The sequence below is a fragment of the Lacrimispora algidixylanolytica genome, assembly GCF_003609635.1.
GTDB lineage: Bacteria > Bacillota > Clostridia > Lachnospirales > Lachnospiraceae > Lacrimispora > Lacrimispora algidixylanolytica.
In genome coordinates this window covers 1-16,887 of record NZ_MCIA01000023.1, presented here as the reverse complement: position 1 = coordinate 16,887, position 16,887 = coordinate 1, and the positions used below count along the sequence as shown (strand labels likewise).

Below are 16,887 nucleotides of genomic sequence, written 5' to 3'. Positions count from 1 at the left end.
ACTCATAAAAGGGAATTGTAAGCCACTTGGCATACAGTTTCCTTTTTTATTATTAAAGAGATGGAGGAACATGGCAGACACTAAGATCATTAAGATATCAGTCAGAAATCTGGTTGAGTATGTACTTCGTTCTGGCGACATTGATAATCGCAGGACCCAAGCCTTTGAAAAAACTGCCATGCAAGAAGGCAGCAGGATTCATAGAAAGATTCAGCGTCGTATGGGCCCGGATTATCGACCGGAGGTATCACTTAAGCATACGGTGGATCAGGATCAGTTCCAGATCTTAATAGAAGGCAGAGCCGACGGAATTATCGAAAAGCCGGAAGGGGTTACCATAGATGAAATTAAAGGCGTCTATAAGGACTTATCTTATTTGGAAGAACCTGTTCCGGTTCACCTTGCCCAGGCAATGTGCTATGGCTACTTTTACTGCTTTGACCATACACTTGCTGGAGCAGTGATTCAGATGACCTATTGTAATATGGAAACAGAAGAAATACGGCGTTTTCAAGTGGAGAAGACCTTTGAAGAACTGGAAGCATGGTTCCAGGGATTAATTCATGAGTATGTCAAATGGGCCAGATATTTGTATATCCATGGCTTAAGAAGAGATGAATCCATACAGGAGCTATCCTTTCCATTCCCTTACCGGTCCGGCCAGAAGGACTTGGTGGTTTCCGTATACCGAAGCATTCAAAGAAAAAGAAATCTGTTCATTCAAGCACCGACAGGAGTCGGAAAGACTCTCTCTACCATATTTCCTGCGGTGAGAGCCATGAGAGAGGGCCTGGGGGATAAGCTGTTTTATTTAACCGCTAAGACCATTACGAGAAGTGTAGCGGAGGAATCCTTTGAATTATTGAGGGAACAAGGCCTGTATCTGAATACTGTCACAATAACCGCGAAGGAAAAGCTTTGCTTTTTGGATACCCCAGAATGTAATCCAGACGCATGTCCCTATGCAAAAGGTCATTTTGACCGGGTAGGAGATGGGGTTTATGATATCATTCATCAGGAGACGGGGATCACCAGAGACATTGTATTAGCTTATGCCGAGAAACATCAGGTTTGTCCGTTTGAATTTTGTCTAGATATCAGCAATTGGACGGATTCCATTATTTGTGATTATAACTATGTGTTTGATCCAAATATCCGGCTCAAACGGTATTTTTCAGAAGGAGTTTCCGGAGAATATCTATTTCTGGTAGATGAGGCGCATAATCTTGTTCCAAGAGCAAGAGAGATGTACAGCGCAGTCTTATATAAGGAAGACTTTCTGCTGGTAAAAAAAATCATAAAACCAATGGATCAGAAGATAGCAAGGCTTTTGGATCGGTGCAACAAAGAACTTCTTGAGATGAAACGAGAGTGCGAAAGTTACCAGATACTGGAAGATATCCGTTTTTTTATGACCAGCATCTTATCTCTATTTGGCGAAATGGAAAAGTTTATGGAGATTCATCAAGAGTTCGGAGACCGAGACTTGGTTTTGGATTTTTACTTTGCTCTTAGGGATTTTATTAATATTTATGAGCGTGTGGATGAAAATTATCGGATTTATACAGAGCTTTTAAGCGATGGAAGATTTATGCTTCGTCTGTTTTGCATCAACCCTTCCAGAAATCTAAAAGAATGCTTGAATAAAGGAAATGGAACCATATTTTTCTCTGCAACCTTACTTCCTGTTTCTTATTATAAAGAACTATTGAGCGGAGACCAAGAGGAGTATGCAGTTTATGCTCATTCTCCCTTTGATCAGGAAAAAAGACTTCTTATGGTTGCAGGCGATGTCAGCAGCCGTTACACTAGAAGAAACAAAAGAGAGTATCAGAAGGTGGTGGATTATTTCAAGGTCATTGTTTCGGAACAAAAAGGGAACTATATGGCATTTCTTCCTTCCTATCATTATTTAAAAGAGGTGGAATCAGTTCTTTATGAGATATCCGAAGAAAGCATTGGTTTTACATTCCTATCTCAGGCTTCCAGCATGAATGAAGCACAACGAGAACAGTTTCTAAAGGAGTTTTCCAAAGAACGAGATAATTCATTTGTAGCGCTCTGCGTTATGGGTGGTGTCTTTTCAGAAGGAATCGATTTAAGAGCGGACCAGTTGATCGGTGCCATCATCGTAGGAACCGGTCTTCCTATGGTATGTACGGAGCAGCATATATTAAAAGCATATTTTGATGAAAAAGAACAAAAAGGTTTTGATTATGCCTATCAATATCCTGGCATGAATAAAGTAATGCAAGCGGCAGGAAGAGTGATCCGAACGGTTGACGATGAAGGTATTATCGCTCTTTTAGATGAACGGTTCTTAAGACCTGATTACCAAGCCCTTTTCCCAAGAGAATGGGATGAGTATTATGAAGTCCGACGAAACAATGTAGGAGATGTTGTAAAAGATTTCTGGCACAAACGAGAGAAAAAAGGAGAGAATGAATATGAAGAGAACACTTAGACTACGCCCCTGTAAGAAAGCTGATGGTAAATTCCTCATTCAATGGTTCACTGATGAACGCATGATGCGTTTGTGGTGCAGAGATGGTTTCACGTTTCCTCTTACGGAGAAACAAATGGTGGAATATTATGATAAGCTTGAGATGGAAACGTGTTCATGGGGGTTCACAGCCCTTGATGAGGCTGGGAAACCAGTTGGAAGTTTTCAGATGAAGGCAGATTATACGGCTGAGAGTGTGCATTTGGGATATATTGTGGTAGACCCTAAATTACGGGGGACGGGTGCAGGGTATGAGATGGTTTCTTTGGCGGTCCAGTATGCAGTAGAAATTCTTGGCATTAAGAGACTTACATTAAAGGTATTTGATACCAATCCAGGCGCCAGACGTTGCTATGAAAAGGTTGGATTCTCTGCGGAGAGCATTATGGAAGAAGGCTTCTTGTATCAGGATGAGATGTGGGAAGTCTCAATGATGGCTTACACCGTATAAATGCAATAAAACCTGCCATTTTGTTAGAAGGCAGGTTTGGAAAAAGGCTTATTACAGCATGTCCATAAATTGTCTGGTGGCCTGAGAAACGGGAATACTTTCATTATAGGCCACAACCATCTGGCGAATCGGAAGCGTTTCTGTAAGCCTCACCTGAAATAAATCTCTGTCATGCTCAGGGATACAAAAATCAGGTACAAAAGCAATGCCAAGTCCGATGCGGGCAAGATCGATCAAAAGATCATTGCTGCTTAACTCGATTTCAGGAACCAAGTCCAGTTGCTCCTTTTGGAACATGTGATGCAAAAACTCACTGGTGGTACTTTTTCGGTCCAGCATTAGAATCGGATAGGTCTGAAGCTTTTGAAGGCTTACTTCTTCTCCCTTTAATGGAAAGTATTCTTCATTGGCAACAAACACATCAGAAAATTCATTGATGACTCTGACGTTCTGAGCGTTGGAAAGGCCGGAGTTTGGGTAATTGGTAATGATAAAGTCCACCTGACCATTTTCTAATAAGCGAGCGCATTCAATGGAGGTCTGGTTTGTGACCTTAATATGCACATTTGGGAATTCCTTATGAAACTTGTTTAAATAAGGAACCAGATAGTAGCGGCATATGGTATCGCTGGCACCAATGCGAAGCTGACCTCCATTAAGGGTATTGGCTTCTAACAGCTGGTTTTCTCCCTTTTGAATTAGATTAATCGCTGGTTCTATATGCTTTAAAAGAATTTCACCTTCCGGGGTAAGTTGGACTTTTTTTGTGCTTCGGATAAAAAGAGTCTGATTCAGCTTTTTCTCAAGAACCTTAATGGACTGGCTGACTGCTGATTGGGAGATGAAAAGCTGCTTAGAGGCTTCTGAAAAGCTTAAGGTTGCAGCCACATGGTAAAAGACTTTATAAAGTTCAAAATTAATATCCATTATTAGTCCTCCTTATAAGTATAAGGCTATTCTATCACGATAATGATTGGTTTGTAAAGGAATTTGACAAATTTCCTGGGGTGCGGTATAGTAACGGGCACAGGTATCAGGAATGAACGAAAAAGGAGTGGAAAGAATATATGAACGATGATTTTTACCAGATGTATTTAGAAGAAATGGAAGACATCAGTCCATGTACGAAAGAAGAGACTGAGATGCTTTTGAAAAATATAAAAGAAGGCAATAAAGAGGCTAAAAAGCGTCTTGTGGAAGGGAATCTAAAAACAGCTCTTTCCTATGCTAAGGAATTTGATGGTAAGGGAGTACTGCTTACCGATCTTGTTCAGGAAGCGAACATGGCACTCATGATGGCAGTAGAGCGATATGACGGTTCTCCAACAAAAGAGGAGTTTGATCGTTTCGCTGGTGATCTTATGAACGAATTCCTTCTTGAAGCAGTGCAGGAAGAGGTGTCAGCAGAACAGACCGCAGAAGAGTTGGCGGCCAGAGTCAACGTGCTTCAGACTGTCTCATCAGTCCTTGCAAAAGAGCTGGGACGAGAAGCTACCATTGATGAACTAGCGGATAAGATGAAGATGACAGTGGAAGAGATCCATGGAATTATGAAGATCGCTTTGGATGCCATGAGTATTAATACAGAAGATATGGATATGGAAGCACTGGAAGGTGCAGATGGATTTGATTTAATTGAACAAGAGGATGAAGACTACAAAGGATAATAGATTTGGAGAAAAAGGATGAAGATATATCTGATACGTCATGGACAGACGGATTGGAACATAGCAGGTAAAATTCAGGGAACTCATGATATACCTTTAAATGAAACTGGACGGGGACAGGCTCTAAAGCTGGCAGAAGCCATGGATACAAGGCCGGTGGCTAAGATATTTTCTAGTCCTCTGAAACGTGCAGCCAATACAGCAGCTATGATTGGTGAGAGACAAAATACTGAAATTTGTTCCATGAAACAGCTTGTAGAAGTGGAATTTGGCAAATGGGAAGGGCTTACATGGGCTGAGATTCAAAAAGAATATCCAGAGGAATTTAAGGGATGGACCGTCAAACCAGAGATGGTATCTCCTCCTGGCGGTGAAGTGCTGGAGCATATTCAAGGCCGTTGCATAGGCGCATGGAATGAGATACGAAAAATCACTGCAGGAATGGAAGATGTAGCCATTGTGTCTCATGGAGCCACCTTGAAGCATTTATTTTCATTCATGATGGGGTATGATACAAAAAAAGATCCTGGCATCGTAGAAAATGCCAGCATCACTACCTTAGAGTTTAATCCGGTGACAGAAGAGTTTCTATTATTAGAAAGAAATGAAAGCTCTCACCTTAAATAATCGGTCAAAAGACTTACTAAAATACAAACAGGGGAAACAGGCCGGCAGTATGACCGGTCAGCTTCCCCTGTTTCCATGGGACCCGTCTCACGTTATGTGAAGAATATTGATCCTTAACCAAACAGTGTTTCCACCAGTATATTCAGCATGGAGGGAGTGGTGCGGATGTAAAGCTGATTGTCCTTCCCGCAACGAAGAGATGTCTGCATCAAAATTTCCTTTGGCACAGAGGTATCAAACATAGTAATCATATTAGAACAGGATTCAATGATTGAATTAAGCTGACTCGCTTTTTCAATGAAACATTCGATATGATCTTCCTGTAGGGTTAAGCACACCTCCAGGTTTGGTGCTTGCTCATCTGTTTTGAAGTTTGTGTCCTCAAATAAATATTTCTGGGATAATTCTTTTAATTGTTGATTAAGATCCATATTATATTGCGCTCCTTTAGTAAAAAATCCTTTATTACTATATTGTAATTTAATTAAACTTTCAAGCATTTTTGAAAAAAATATCGAAAATTGTCGAATGAGGCCAGAAATAAGTGGTAAAAGAGAATTAAGAGCATTTTATATTAATTGTACTGATTAATAACATAAGATATATTAATTTCACTTATTGATGTATCTTATGGTATGATGTTGGTATAAATGGACCAATGGATTCTTTACAAGGAGGAAATTATGAGTGTAAGAAGAGTATACGTGGAGAAAAAACCAGCCTATGCCGTTAAAGCCAATGAATTAAAAGAAGAGATCAAAAGCTATCTTGGCATTTCTAATGTTAAGGGCGTGCGGGTTTTGATCCGTTATGATATGGAAAATCTGTCTGATGAAATCTATGGGTTGGCTCTTACTACCATTTTTTCCGAGCCTCCAGTGGACGAGTATTATCTAGAAGAATATATTGCTGAGGAAGAAGATCTTGTTTTCTCCGTTGAATATCTCCCTGGTCAGTTTGATCAAAGGGCAGATTCCGCAGAGCAGTGCATCAAGCTTTTAAAAGAAGATGAGGAGCCTGTGATCAAATCTGCAGTGACCTATGTTATTTCTGGCACCTTTACCCCGGATCAGGTTTTAGAGATCAAATCATTTTGCATCAACCCGGTAGACTCTAGAGAAGCAGACGAGACAAAACCGGAGACTTTGGTGACCACATTTGAAACACCTGCAGATGTATTAAAATTTGTTGGGTTTCAGGATCTAAATGAAAATGAATTAAAAGAGCTGTACGAAGGACTGAATCTTGCTATGACGTTTCAGGATTTCTTGCATATCCAGAATTATTATAAAGGTGAGGAGCACAGGGATCCTACCATGACAGAGATACGTGTGCTGGATACGTATTGGTCCGATCACTGCCGCCATACCACCTTCCAGACTGAGTTAAAGGATGTGTCATTTACAGATGGAGATTATAGAGAACCAATAGAAGATACCTACAATCAGTACCTGGCGGATCGGGAAGAGGTTTTGCAGGGAAAGAGTGATAAATACGTATGCCTTATGGACCTTGCTCTCATGGCAATGAGAAAACTTCGTAAGGAAGGAAAGCTTGAAGATCTGGAGATTTCAGAAGAGATCAATGCCTGCAGCATCGTAGTTCCTGTTTTAGTAGATGGAGTGGAAGAGGAGTGGCTAGTTAACTTTAAAAATGAAACGCATAACCACCCAACAGAGATTGAGCCTTTTGGTGGTGCCGCCACTTGTCTTGGCGGAGCCATCCGTGATCCACTATCCGGACGTACCTATGTTTATCAGGCAATGCGTATTACCGGAGCAGCCGACCCGACTAAGCCTCTTCATGAGACACTAAAGGGAAAACTTCCCCAGAGAAAGATTGTTACTGGGGCGGCTAAGGGTTATAGCTCCTACGGAAACCAGATCGGACTTGCAACCGGATTTGTAAAAGAGATCTATCATCCAAATTACGTGGCAAAGAGAATGGAAATTGGAGCTGTTATGGGAGCTGCCAAACGAGCCAACGTCATTCGCGAGACCTCTGATCCAGGAGATATCATCATTCTTCTTGGTGGCCGTACAGGTCGTGATGGTTGTGGTGGTGCTACTGGTTCTTCTAAGGTTCATACAGAGGCTTCCATTGAAACCTGCGGTGCTGAGGTGCAGAAGGGAAATGCCCCTACAGAGCGTAAGATTCAGCGTCTGTTTCGTAGAGAAGAAGTAAGTAAACTTATTAAGAAGTGTAACGATTTCGGAGCGGGCGGAGTTTCGGTTGCCATCGGCGAGCTGGCAGATGGATTGAAAATTGATCTTGATAAAGTTCCGAAAAAATATGCAGGACTTGATGGGACTGAGATTGCAATTTCCGAGTCCCAGGAGCGTATGGCTGTTGTCATTGATCCTAAGGACAGAGATCAATTCCTTTCTTTTGCAGCAGAAGAGAATTTAGAGGCAGTTGTTGTTGCAGAGGTAACAAAAGAAAAACGATTGGTTATGAGCTGGAGAGGGAAAACCATCGTGGATATCTGCCGGGCATTTCTTGATACCAACGGTGCTCATCTGGAGGCCTCCGTTATTTTAGAGGTTCCAAATAAAACTGGCAATGTATTTGAGAAGAAAAAGATAACAGACATTAAAAAATCTTGGCTACAAGTGCTCTCTAATATAAATGTATGCTCCCAGAAAGGGCTTGTGGAGATGTTTGATGGTTCCATCGGAGCAGGCAGTGTATTCATGCCCTTTGGTGGCAAATACCAGATGACAGAAACACAGTGTATGGTAGCGAAGCTTCCTTTGCTTGAAGGGACTACAGATACCGTTACTATGATGAGTTATGGGTTTGATCCTTATTTATCTAGCTGGAGTCCTTATCATGGGGCTATATACGCTGTTTTATCCTCCGTAGCAAAGATCGTGGCAGCAGGTGGAGATTATAAAAAGATTCGTTTTACCTTCCAGGAATATTTTAGAAGAATGTCTGAAGAAGGAACTCGTTGGAGTCAGCCTTTTGCAGCACTTCTTGGCGCGTACCATGCCCAAATAGGATTTGGTCTGCCTTCCATTGGAGGCAAGGACAGTATGTCAGGTACCTTCCAGGATATTGATGTGCCCCCTACTCTTGTATCCTTTGCTGTGGACATAGCAAATCAGAAGCATATCATTACCCCTGAATTTAAAAAGGCAGGTAGTAAAATTGTTCTGTTCTCAATCCAAAAGGATTCCTATGATTTACCGGATTACAGCCAGATCATGGAAGGATATGAGGCGCTGTTTGCAGATATTTTAGCTGGACGTATTCTATCTGCTTATGCAGTGGAGAATCATGGAATCTGCGAAGCAGTCAGTAAGATGGCTTTTGGCAATAAGCTTGGCGTATCAATAGAAGAGAACGTAAAACCGGAAGATTTCTTTGCAGCAGGTTGGGGAAATATCATTTGTGAAATTCCGGAAGATAAATTATCAGAGCTTTCATTCTCCTACACCCTCTTAGGCCAGGTAACAGAGAAAGAGACATTTACGTATGGAGATGCAACAATTACCCTGGAAGACGCGGTAAAATCCTGGACAGACACTCTGGAAGAGGTATTCCCTACTGAGTCGGGAGTAGAGAAGACTCTGGTACGTGAGGAGTTGTTTCAGAAAGACCATATTTACGTTTGCAAGAACAAGGTTGCAAAACCAAATGTATTCATTCCAGTTTTTCCAGGAACCAACTGTGAATATGACAGCACGAAAGCATTTGCTCTCGCTGGTGCCAATGTGACCACAAGAGTATTTAAAAACCTAAGTGCAGAAGGTATCAGGGAATCTGTTGAACTATATAAAAACGATATTCGAAATTCACAGATTGTTATGTTCCCGGGGGGGTTTTCCGCAGGTGACGAGCCAGATGGTTCTGCCAAATTCTTTGCAGCCGTGTTCCGCAATGAACTCATAAAAGAGGAAATCAACAATCTTCTCAATCAAAGAGACGGATTGATGTTAGGAGTCTGCAATGGGTTCCAGGCTCTCATTAAGCTTGGACTGGTACCGGAAGGAACCATTGTGGAGCAAAGGGATGATTCTCCAACTCTAGCGATGAACACCATTGGGCGTCACATCTCAAAGATGGTATACACCAAGGTTGTTAGCAACAAGTCACCATGGCTTTCAGGAGCAGAATTAGGCAGTGTGTACTGTAATCCAGCTTCTCATGGAGAAGGCCGTTTCGTGGCAACAGGAGAATGGCTTGATAAGCTGTTTAAAAATGGCCAGGTGGCAACTCAGTATGTAGATGGCAATGGTTGCCCTACCATGGACGAGAGTTGGAATCCTAACGGCTCCTTTATGGCAATTGAGGGTATTACAAGCCCTGACGGACGTATTTTTGGAAAGATGGCTCATTCTGAACGTAGAGGTGAGGCCGTAGCCAGAAACATTTACGGAGAGCAGGACATGAAGATATTTGAATCTGGAGTTAAATATTTCAGTTAATGTTTTGATCGGTTGGTCATAAAATAACAAAAGGCAATGCTCTGCAGTTAGAACGCCCTTAGAGGTGACTAATTACTCTTACCGAGAACTGATTGAGCCGTTTGAGGAGCAATTGAAACGTATCTACGGTTCTGGTTCCCTATCTCCATCGCTCAGCTTTCCTGTCTGCGTCTGAAAAGCATGATGAGTAGAAGGAAAGAGAAATAAAATAAAGCATTAAAAACCGTCTTTTTTAGAAATGGAAGAAAGGTATCTTTCATTTCCAAGAAAGGCGGTTTTCTTATTCTCCGATTAACTCTGATCAGATGTTTAATGAATCAATGAAATAACTACAACAAGGATACCTACAGCAATACGGTACCAACCAAATATTTTAAAATCGTTCTTTTTAATAAAACTCATTAAAAAGTTTATGACAAAGATTGAAACTAAGAAAGCAGTAACCATACCAATGCCTAAAATAAGTAATTCTGATCCAGTAAAGTGAAAGCCGAACTTTATTAGTTTTAGCGCACTTAAACCAAACATGACAGGGACTGCCATAAAGAATGTAAATTCCGCCGCTGCCACCCGGGATACACCAATTAAGAGCGCACCAATGATTGTTGCTCCAGAACGGGATGTTCCAGGGATAATGGAAAGAACCTGAAATACTCCGATGATAAAAGCGGTCTGCCAAGTAATATCAGAAAGTCTATTTATTTTCGGGGAACGTTTTTTGTTCCAATTTTCAATCTGTATAAAAGCGATGCCATAGAAAATCAAGGCGACTGCTATTACAAGTGGAGTTTGGAAACGAGCTTCAATATAATCATCAAACAGAATGGTGGCTGCTGCGCCGGGGATGCAGGCAAAGGCTGTTTTGAACCAAATGGAAAATACATCTTTTCGAATATAGGGCATTTTTTTATCCTTGAATTGAAAGGGAAACATTTTCCCCCAAAAGATTCCAAGAACTGCAAGGATTGCTCCAAGCTGAATAACGACAAAGAACATCTCTTTAAATGCCTTACTTGCATTTAATTGTAGAAATTCATCTACAATCAACATATGTCCGGTACTGCTAATAGGCAGCCATTCCGTAATTCCTTCAACAATTCCAAGAAAAATAACTTTGAAAATTTTAATCATATCAATGTTCATAGTGAAATTTCCTCCTTTTATCACGTCAATTTTTTGATTCCCGAAACAAAAGTAAGTCTGTTTGGGGATACCTCTCTATTATGAATTGAGGGTAAAAAAAATGCAAGAAACCTGATGTCACAATTACAAAAAGCTCCGACACGAAACGTGTCAGAGGTGATTTTATAAAGGTTTATTGGACATTCAGCTATTTGGCTTGCTTTACGAATAGTACTGTTTTAATAATCAGAAGTACAAAGGAAATAGCAGTGATATAAGGCTGTCTTGTCATAATAAATAACAGTATTGCAATGGAATGCAGAAGGAAAGAGAAAATCCTGATTGTTTTAAATGCGTTTTCATACTGCAACATTCGTAGGATCAGTTCTGCAGCTCCCCAAAGAGACATTAAGATCAGCAAGGTAAAATAAGTAAGCCGTATGGTACTTGACTCATTGTAAGAGATAAGTGATACAAATCGGACATGGCTTCCATCTGGTTGGCCGTAAAAGGGAAGAAATAGAAATAGTATTGTGGATAGATCCAATAGGCCATAAATTAAATTAGAGATTTTATTTATGTTTATGCGGTTTTCTGTTTCCGCAAGAACAATTAATTCATCACTTGACAGCAACTCGTCAATGGTGACTGAAAAAAGTTTGGATATGCATTTTAAGGATTCAATATTTGGATATCCCTTGCCGCTTTCCCATTTGGACACAGCAGTTCGTGATACATATAATTGCTCAGCAAGCTGTTCTTGGGTTAGTTGATTCTGCTTTCGAAGCTGCTGCAGTTTTTCGTGGAATTCCATGGCAAACCTCCTGAAGATTCTTTTCATAAGCTTATCTTATATTATAAGTCTGGTCAAGAGGATCCGATGAAGGAAGTGCTGCCACATTTAACCTCCAACACTACTAGTGATTTTTGTATACGTCTGTATTTCCCTTTGTTACCTCGGGGATTTTTTGCACCTGCTCAAGTTTTTGGGTTGTCCTCCTGATGATTATGTTATTGATTCCATATAGATACCGCCGAAGAATGTGCTTTTGTAACACCGTCTCCTCTCCAGCCTATGACCACGGCCACAAGTGTGCCTGCAGAAATGGGTTCATTTAAATGTGTTAAGGAACCGCTTCTCATGGAAAACTTCGGTATAGTACCGCTTTTGGTATCGAAGTATGGTTCCGCATAAGTGATCGTATTTTGTATGATAATTAGATTAATCTGATTCTGAGTACTGTTAGGTACACACCCTGACACCAATTTTCTACTCCTTTAATAGTACAAACAGCCTTGAAATTTCAAGGCTGTTTGCGATTAGAGCTAGAATATTAGCAGGTTAATATTTCGTGAGACAGCAGATACAGAGGTGACATTGATAGCTGTTGTCGTTATGATACGTATTTCGTAAGTGGAAGTAGTCGTTGCAGGAGCAATATCTACATAAGTGCCAAGCATAGCAAAAGTGTGTGTGCCAGCAGTTGATCCGCTTTGATTAAATTCACGTGTTTCTAGTAGTGTTCCATCGCGGTACAACCGTGTCTCTGCGGCAATTTCGTAGTCTGCAGTTGTAACATATGACAAGTTCAATGAATAATCAACCTTCACTTCATTACCTGCTATTACTGCATTAGAAACATTTGCGACAGCAACTTCAGTGTCTAAAGATGGTACAGTATCAACCTTAAGCGAAGCAACATTATTACTAAATGCCAATACAACGCCGGCAGGTCCAGTATCTCCGGTCGGTCCGGTAGGTCCAGTGTCGCCGGTCGGTCCGGTAGGTCCAGTATCGCCGGTCGGTCCGGTCGGTCCAGTAGCGCCGGTCGGTCCGGTAGGTCCAGTATCGCCGGTAGGCCCGGTAGGTCCAGTAGCACCAGTAGGTCCAGTAGGTCCGGTGTCGCCGGTCGGTCCGGTAGGTCCAGTAGCACCAGTAGGTCCAGTAGGTCCGGTGTCGCCTGTAGGCCCAGTAGGTCCAGTATCGCCGGTAGGTCCAGTAGGTCCAGTATCGCCAGTAGGTCCAGTAGCGCCAGTAGGTCCAGTAGGTCCGGTGTCGCCGGTAGGTCCGGTAGGTCCAGTAGCACCAGTCGGTCCAGTAGGTCCGGTGTCGCCGGTAGGCCCAGTCGGTCCAGTAGCACCAGTCGGTCCAGTAGGCCCGGTGTCGCCGGTAGGTCCGGTAGGTCCAGTAGCACCAGTCGGTCCAGTCGGCCCAGTATCGCCAGTCGGTCCAGTAGGTCCGGTGTCGCCGGTAGGCCCAGTAGGTCCAGTATCGCCAGTCGGTCCAGTAGGTCCAGTTGCGCCAGTAGGTCCAGTCGGCCCAGTATCGCCAGTCGGTCCAGTAGGTCCGGTGTCGCCGGTAGGTCCGGTAGGTCCAGTAGCACCAGTCGGTCCAGTCGGCCCAGTATCGCCAGTCGGTCCAGTAGGTCCGGTGTCGCCGGTAGGCCCAGTAGGTCCAGTATCGCCGGTAGGTCCAGTAGGTCCAGTATCGCCAGTCGGTCCAGTAGGTCCAGTAGCGCCAGTCGGTCCAGTCGGCCCAGTATCGCCAGTCGGTCCAGTAGGTCCGGTGTCGCCGGTAGGTCCGGTCGGTCCAGTAGCACCAGTAGGTCCAGTAGGTCCAGTAGGTCCGGTGTCGCCGGTAGGCCCAGTAGGTCCAGTAGGTCCAGTATCGCCAGTAGGTCCAGTAGGTCCAGTAGCACCAGTCGGTCCAGTCGGCCCAGTCGGCCCAGTATCGCCAGTAGGTCCAGTCGGCCCAGTATCACCGGTAGGCCCAGTAGGTCCGGTAGGTCCGGTGTCGCCGGTAGGTCCAGTGTCACCGGTAGGTCCAGTCGGCCCAGTAGGTCCAGTAGGTCCAGTCGGCCCAGTATCACCTGTAGGTCCAGTAGGTCCAGTAGGTCCGGTAGGTCCAGTATCGCCGGTAGGTCCAGTCGGTCCAGTGTCACCGGTAGGCCCAGTATCGCCAGTAGGTCCGGTAGGTCCAGTATCGCCAGTAGGTCCGGTGTCGCCGGTCGGTCCGGTAGGTCCAGTAGCGCCAGTAGGTCCAGTAGGTCCGGTGTCACCAGTAGGTCCGGTAGGCCCAGTATCGCCAGTCGGTCCAGTCGGTCCAGTGTCGCTGGTAGGTCCGGTAGGCCCAGTAGCACCAGTAGGTCCAGTAGGTCCGGTGAGGCCGTTTATAATAGGAAACTTCAAAACAGTACCAGGAGTGGGGGAGAAATATAACGGATGCTATCACTGTCTACAGATTGTTGTACATAAGTGCAGGATGGAGAAGTTCTAAATGCCTGGATAGTGTAAATTCAAGTTAAATTATGAAAGTGTCAAAAATCGACAGTTACTACTTTGACTGTTTTAATTGGTGGCCATTCTTGCTCCCTCATAGGACATACCCAAATATGCATATATTAATTCATGTAAAATCAGGAGGTGCATGATTATGCTTACGCAGGAGATGATTGATAATTTTATGACAGTAAATATGAACACAGTAGATGTTGAGAAACTGACTAACATAAGTACGATAGAGCTGGATAAGTCTCTTTCTAAAGAAAAGCGTTTCAATTATGCTTTAGAAATGTTGATAAATCCCTTTTGCTTTCGTTTTGGAGAAATGGGAATAAAACTGGAATTTGACGATAATGCTCCACCTCTCCAAGATATACTTACAAATTTTCTCATTCGCAAGAAAAGTGGCCTATAATGCTACTTTGTGCCATTGAAAAATGCACACAATATGAAAACATAGTAAAGACGTAGTGAAAGGAAGAATGATATATGGCTCGAGTAGCCAATAGGTGCAATATCATCAAAACAACACCTAAAAACAAGGTGTGGTATGTGGCATTCTACATTCGTTTATCACGAGAAGAGAAACGAGGAAAAGACGAATCGGAAAGCATTACCAATCAAAGGCTTATTTTGACTGATTTTCTTGAACAACAGGAAGATGGTGACGAATACATTTATGTTGATGAATATGTTGATGATGGTGTAAGTGGCACGACGGACGAAGAGCGAGAGAATTTTCAAAGGTTATTAGCAGATATACAAAAGGGATTAATCAACTGTATTATCGTTAAAAATCTTGCCAGAAGCTTTCGAAACAATGGCGATCAGTGTTTTTATCTTGGTGATTGGTTTCCACGAAATAATGTGAGGTTTATTTCTCTTTACCAACAGCCTATCGATACTTACAAAGATCCCCAGAATGCACAAAGTATTGCAGTACCCGTTCAGGGTGTTCTCAACGAGGAACATGCAAGAGGGACATCAGAAAGTGTCAGGAGAACATTTGACAAGAAGCGGGAGAAAGGACAGCATATTGGCTCTTTTGCAGCATATGGCTATCTAAAAGATCCGGAAGATAAAAATGCACTTGTCGTAGATAAAGAAGCAGCCGAATATGTGAGGAGTATTTTTGCCTGGTTTTTAGAAGGAATGAGTAAGAATGCAATTGTTCGTAAGCTCAATGACAGCGGTATTTTGTGCCCTACGGCGTATAAGAAAAGTAAGGGTATGAAATACAAGAACCCTAATGCAGAAGGAAGCAATCCGTTATGGTGTTCAATGAGCATTAATAATATTTTGAAAAATCGCATTTATATAGGGGATATGGTGCAGGGACGGTATCGAATTAAAAGCTATAAAATTCATGTGCAGGAAGCCGTCCCCGAAGAAGAATGGTTCATTGTTGAAAATACTCATGAAGCTATAATACGGCGTGAGGATTTTGCCAAAGTGCAGGAACTTTTAAGAAGGGACACCCGCACGGCACCGAAGCAAAAAGAATTGTACTTATTTAGTGGTTTTCTCCGTTGTGCTGATTGTGGAAAGGCTATGACACGAAGCAATGTGGGAGGGAATGTATATTATCATTGTCGTACTTATAAAGATCAGTCAAAAGCAGCTTGTACAAAACATACGATAAAACACAATCAATTAGAACAAGGAGTATTGTGTGCGGTTCAATACATGATATTTATTGCAGTAGAGTTCTCTGAGATAGCCTCCATAATTAACAATGCTCCCTTGAAGAAAAGCCATTTTATACGATTGAACCATCTGATAGAAGCAAAGGAAAGAGAACTTTCCAAGATTATGGGTTATAAGCAAAGTATTTACCAGGATTGGAAAGACGGAGAGATTACCCATAGGGATTACTGTCATATGCAGGAAGATTATGAGGGAAAAATAAATGCTATCAACGGGATCGTCATAAATTTAGAAGAAGAAAAGGCGGGGCTTGAAAATGAGACTTGTACGGAGAATTTGTTTTTAGATACCTTTAAAAAGTATGAAAATATCGATAAACTGACAAGAGAGGTTCTGATAGAACTTGTTGAGCAAATAACAGTGCATGAAAATGGCAATATCAGCATTAGACTGAAATTTGCCAACGAGTACCGAGGAATAGCTGAATGTATTAAAACTAATACCCAGTCGTCTATGATATAGTCAAGATGTACTTTTTTGGGCACTTTGTTTTCCTAATATAAATGCTCCGGTGTCACCAGTAGGTCCGGTAGGTCCAGTATCGCTTGTAGGTCCAGTAGGTCCGGTATCACCCGTAGGTCCAGTCGGTCCGGTAGAACCAGTATCCCCCGTCGGTCCGGTAGGTCCAGTAGATCCAGTCGGTCCAGTAGGTCCAGTAGGTCCAGTATCACCAGTAGGTCCGGTGTCGCTAGTAGGTCCAGTTGGACCGGTAGCACCGGTCGGTCCGGTAGGTCCAGTATCGCCGGTAGGTCCAGTAGGTCCGGTATCACTGGTAGGCCCAGTAGCACCAGTAGGTCCGGTAGGTCCAGTATCGCCGGTAGGTCCAGTAGGTCCGGTATCACTGGTAGGTCCAGTAGGTCCAGTAGGTCCAGTATCGCCAGTAGGTCCAGTAGGTCCGGTATCACTGGTAGGTCCGGTAGGTCCAGTATCACCAGTAGGTCCAGTGGCTCCAGTATCGCCGGTAGGTCCAGTAGGTCCGGTATCACTGGTAGGTCCGGTAGGTCCAGTATCACCAGTAGGTCCGGTGTCACCAGTAGGTCCGGTGTCACCAGTAGGTCCGGTGTCACCAGTAGGTCCGGTGTCACCAGTAGGTCC

15 protein-coding genes are annotated in these 16,887 nt (G+C 42.9%); 7 read left to right on the top strand and 8 right to left on the bottom strand.

The genetic code is table 11. The annotated features are described in order from the left end of the window. Window positions 1-70 precede the first annotated feature (70 nt). A complete protein-coding gene (locus BET01_RS12620; protein ID WP_120197176.1) occupies window positions 71-2,464 on the top strand; it encodes an ATP-dependent DNA helicase in 2,394 nt (797 codons plus the stop codon). Beyond that, window positions 2,448-2,954 (top strand): GNAT family N-acetyltransferase, encoded by a 507-nt coding sequence (locus BET01_RS12615; protein ID WP_120197175.1) that lies wholly within the window; start codon window positions 2,448-2,450, stop codon window positions 2,952-2,954. The genes BET01_RS12620 and BET01_RS12615 overlap by 17 nt, the downstream gene beginning before the upstream one ends. A 51-nt stretch (window positions 2,955-3,005) precedes the next feature. Here the strand turns inward: BET01_RS12615 and BET01_RS12610 are convergent, their stop codons facing one another. Then, a complete protein-coding gene (locus tag BET01_RS12610; protein ID WP_120197174.1) occupies window positions 3,006-3,881 on the bottom strand; it encodes a LysR family transcriptional regulator in 876 nt (291 codons plus the stop codon). A gap of 140 nt (window positions 3,882-4,021) precedes the next feature. On the opposite strand from BET01_RS12610, the gene BET01_RS12605 reads away from it, so the two are divergent. Beyond that, entirely contained in the window at window positions 4,022-4,621 is a 600-nt protein-coding gene (locus BET01_RS12605; protein WP_120197173.1) for a sigma-70 domain-containing protein, read from the top strand. Between the two features lie 18 nt (window positions 4,622-4,639). Then, window positions 4,640-5,248, top strand: coding sequence for a histidine phosphatase family protein (locus tag BET01_RS12600; protein ID WP_120197172.1), 609 nt, complete (start codon window positions 4,640-4,642; stop codon window positions 5,246-5,248). Window positions 5,249-5,361: 113 nt separating this feature from the next. On the opposite strand, the gene BET01_RS12595 is transcribed toward BET01_RS12600, so the two are convergent. After that, window positions 5,362-5,679, bottom strand: a complete 318-nt coding sequence (locus tag BET01_RS12595) for a hypothetical protein (protein WP_120197171.1) — start codon at window positions 5,677-5,679, stop codon at window positions 5,362-5,364. A gap of 252 nt (window positions 5,680-5,931) precedes the next feature. Between BET01_RS12595 and BET01_RS12590 the strand changes: the two genes are divergently transcribed. Beyond that, window positions 5,932-9,681, top strand: a complete 3,750-nt coding sequence (locus BET01_RS12590) for a phosphoribosylformylglycinamidine synthase (RefSeq protein ID WP_120197170.1) — start codon at window positions 5,932-5,934, stop codon at window positions 9,679-9,681. A gap of 309 nt (window positions 9,682-9,990) precedes the next feature. Here BET01_RS12590 and BET01_RS12585 read toward each other — a convergent pair whose 3' ends face one another. From BET01_RS12585 to BET01_RS12570, 5 genes are all read right to left on the bottom strand, one after another. Then, entirely contained in the window at window positions 9,991-10,824 is an 834-nt protein-coding gene (locus tag BET01_RS12585; RefSeq protein ID WP_120197169.1) for an undecaprenyl-diphosphate phosphatase, read from the bottom strand. Window positions 10,825-11,011: 187 nt separating this feature from the next. Continuing rightward, the gene (locus BET01_RS12580; protein ID WP_120197168.1) at window positions 11,012-11,617 is read right to left on the bottom strand and encodes a helix-turn-helix domain-containing protein; all 606 of its coding nucleotides are present in this window, start codon (window positions 11,615-11,617) and stop codon (window positions 11,012-11,014) included. Between the two features lie 197 nt (window positions 11,618-11,814). Then, on the bottom strand, window positions 11,815-12,066 hold the full coding sequence (locus BET01_RS12575; protein WP_120197167.1) for a hypothetical protein: 252 nt from the start codon (window positions 12,064-12,066) through the stop codon (window positions 11,815-11,817). 63 nt (window positions 12,067-12,129) lie between these two features. Then, window positions 12,130-12,522, bottom strand: coding sequence for an SH3 domain-containing protein (locus tag BET01_RS22330; protein ID WP_330512842.1), 393 nt, complete (start codon window positions 12,520-12,522; stop codon window positions 12,130-12,132). Continuing rightward, on the bottom strand, window positions 12,468-13,943 hold the full coding sequence (locus BET01_RS12570; RefSeq protein WP_330512841.1) for a hypothetical protein: 1,476 nt from the start codon (window positions 13,941-13,943) through the stop codon (window positions 12,468-12,470). The genes BET01_RS22330 and BET01_RS12570 overlap by 55 nt, the downstream gene beginning before the upstream one ends. A 293-nt stretch (window positions 13,944-14,236) precedes the next feature. Between BET01_RS12570 and BET01_RS12565 the strand changes: the two genes are divergently transcribed. Next, on the top strand, window positions 14,237-14,500 hold the full coding sequence (locus BET01_RS12565) for a DUF6870 family protein (protein WP_120197165.1): 264 nt from the start codon (window positions 14,237-14,239) through the stop codon (window positions 14,498-14,500). Window positions 14,501-14,574: 74 nt separating this feature from the next. Continuing rightward, on the top strand, window positions 14,575-16,254 hold the full coding sequence (locus tag BET01_RS12560; RefSeq protein WP_120197164.1) for a recombinase family protein: 1,680 nt from the start codon (window positions 14,575-14,577) through the stop codon (window positions 16,252-16,254). Window positions 16,255-16,286: 32 nt separating this feature from the next. On the opposite strand, the gene BET01_RS12555 is transcribed toward BET01_RS12560, so the two are convergent. After that, a partial coding sequence (locus BET01_RS12555) for a hypothetical protein (RefSeq protein WP_243117212.1) occupies window positions 16,287-16,887 on the bottom strand: 601 nt, incomplete at its 5' end.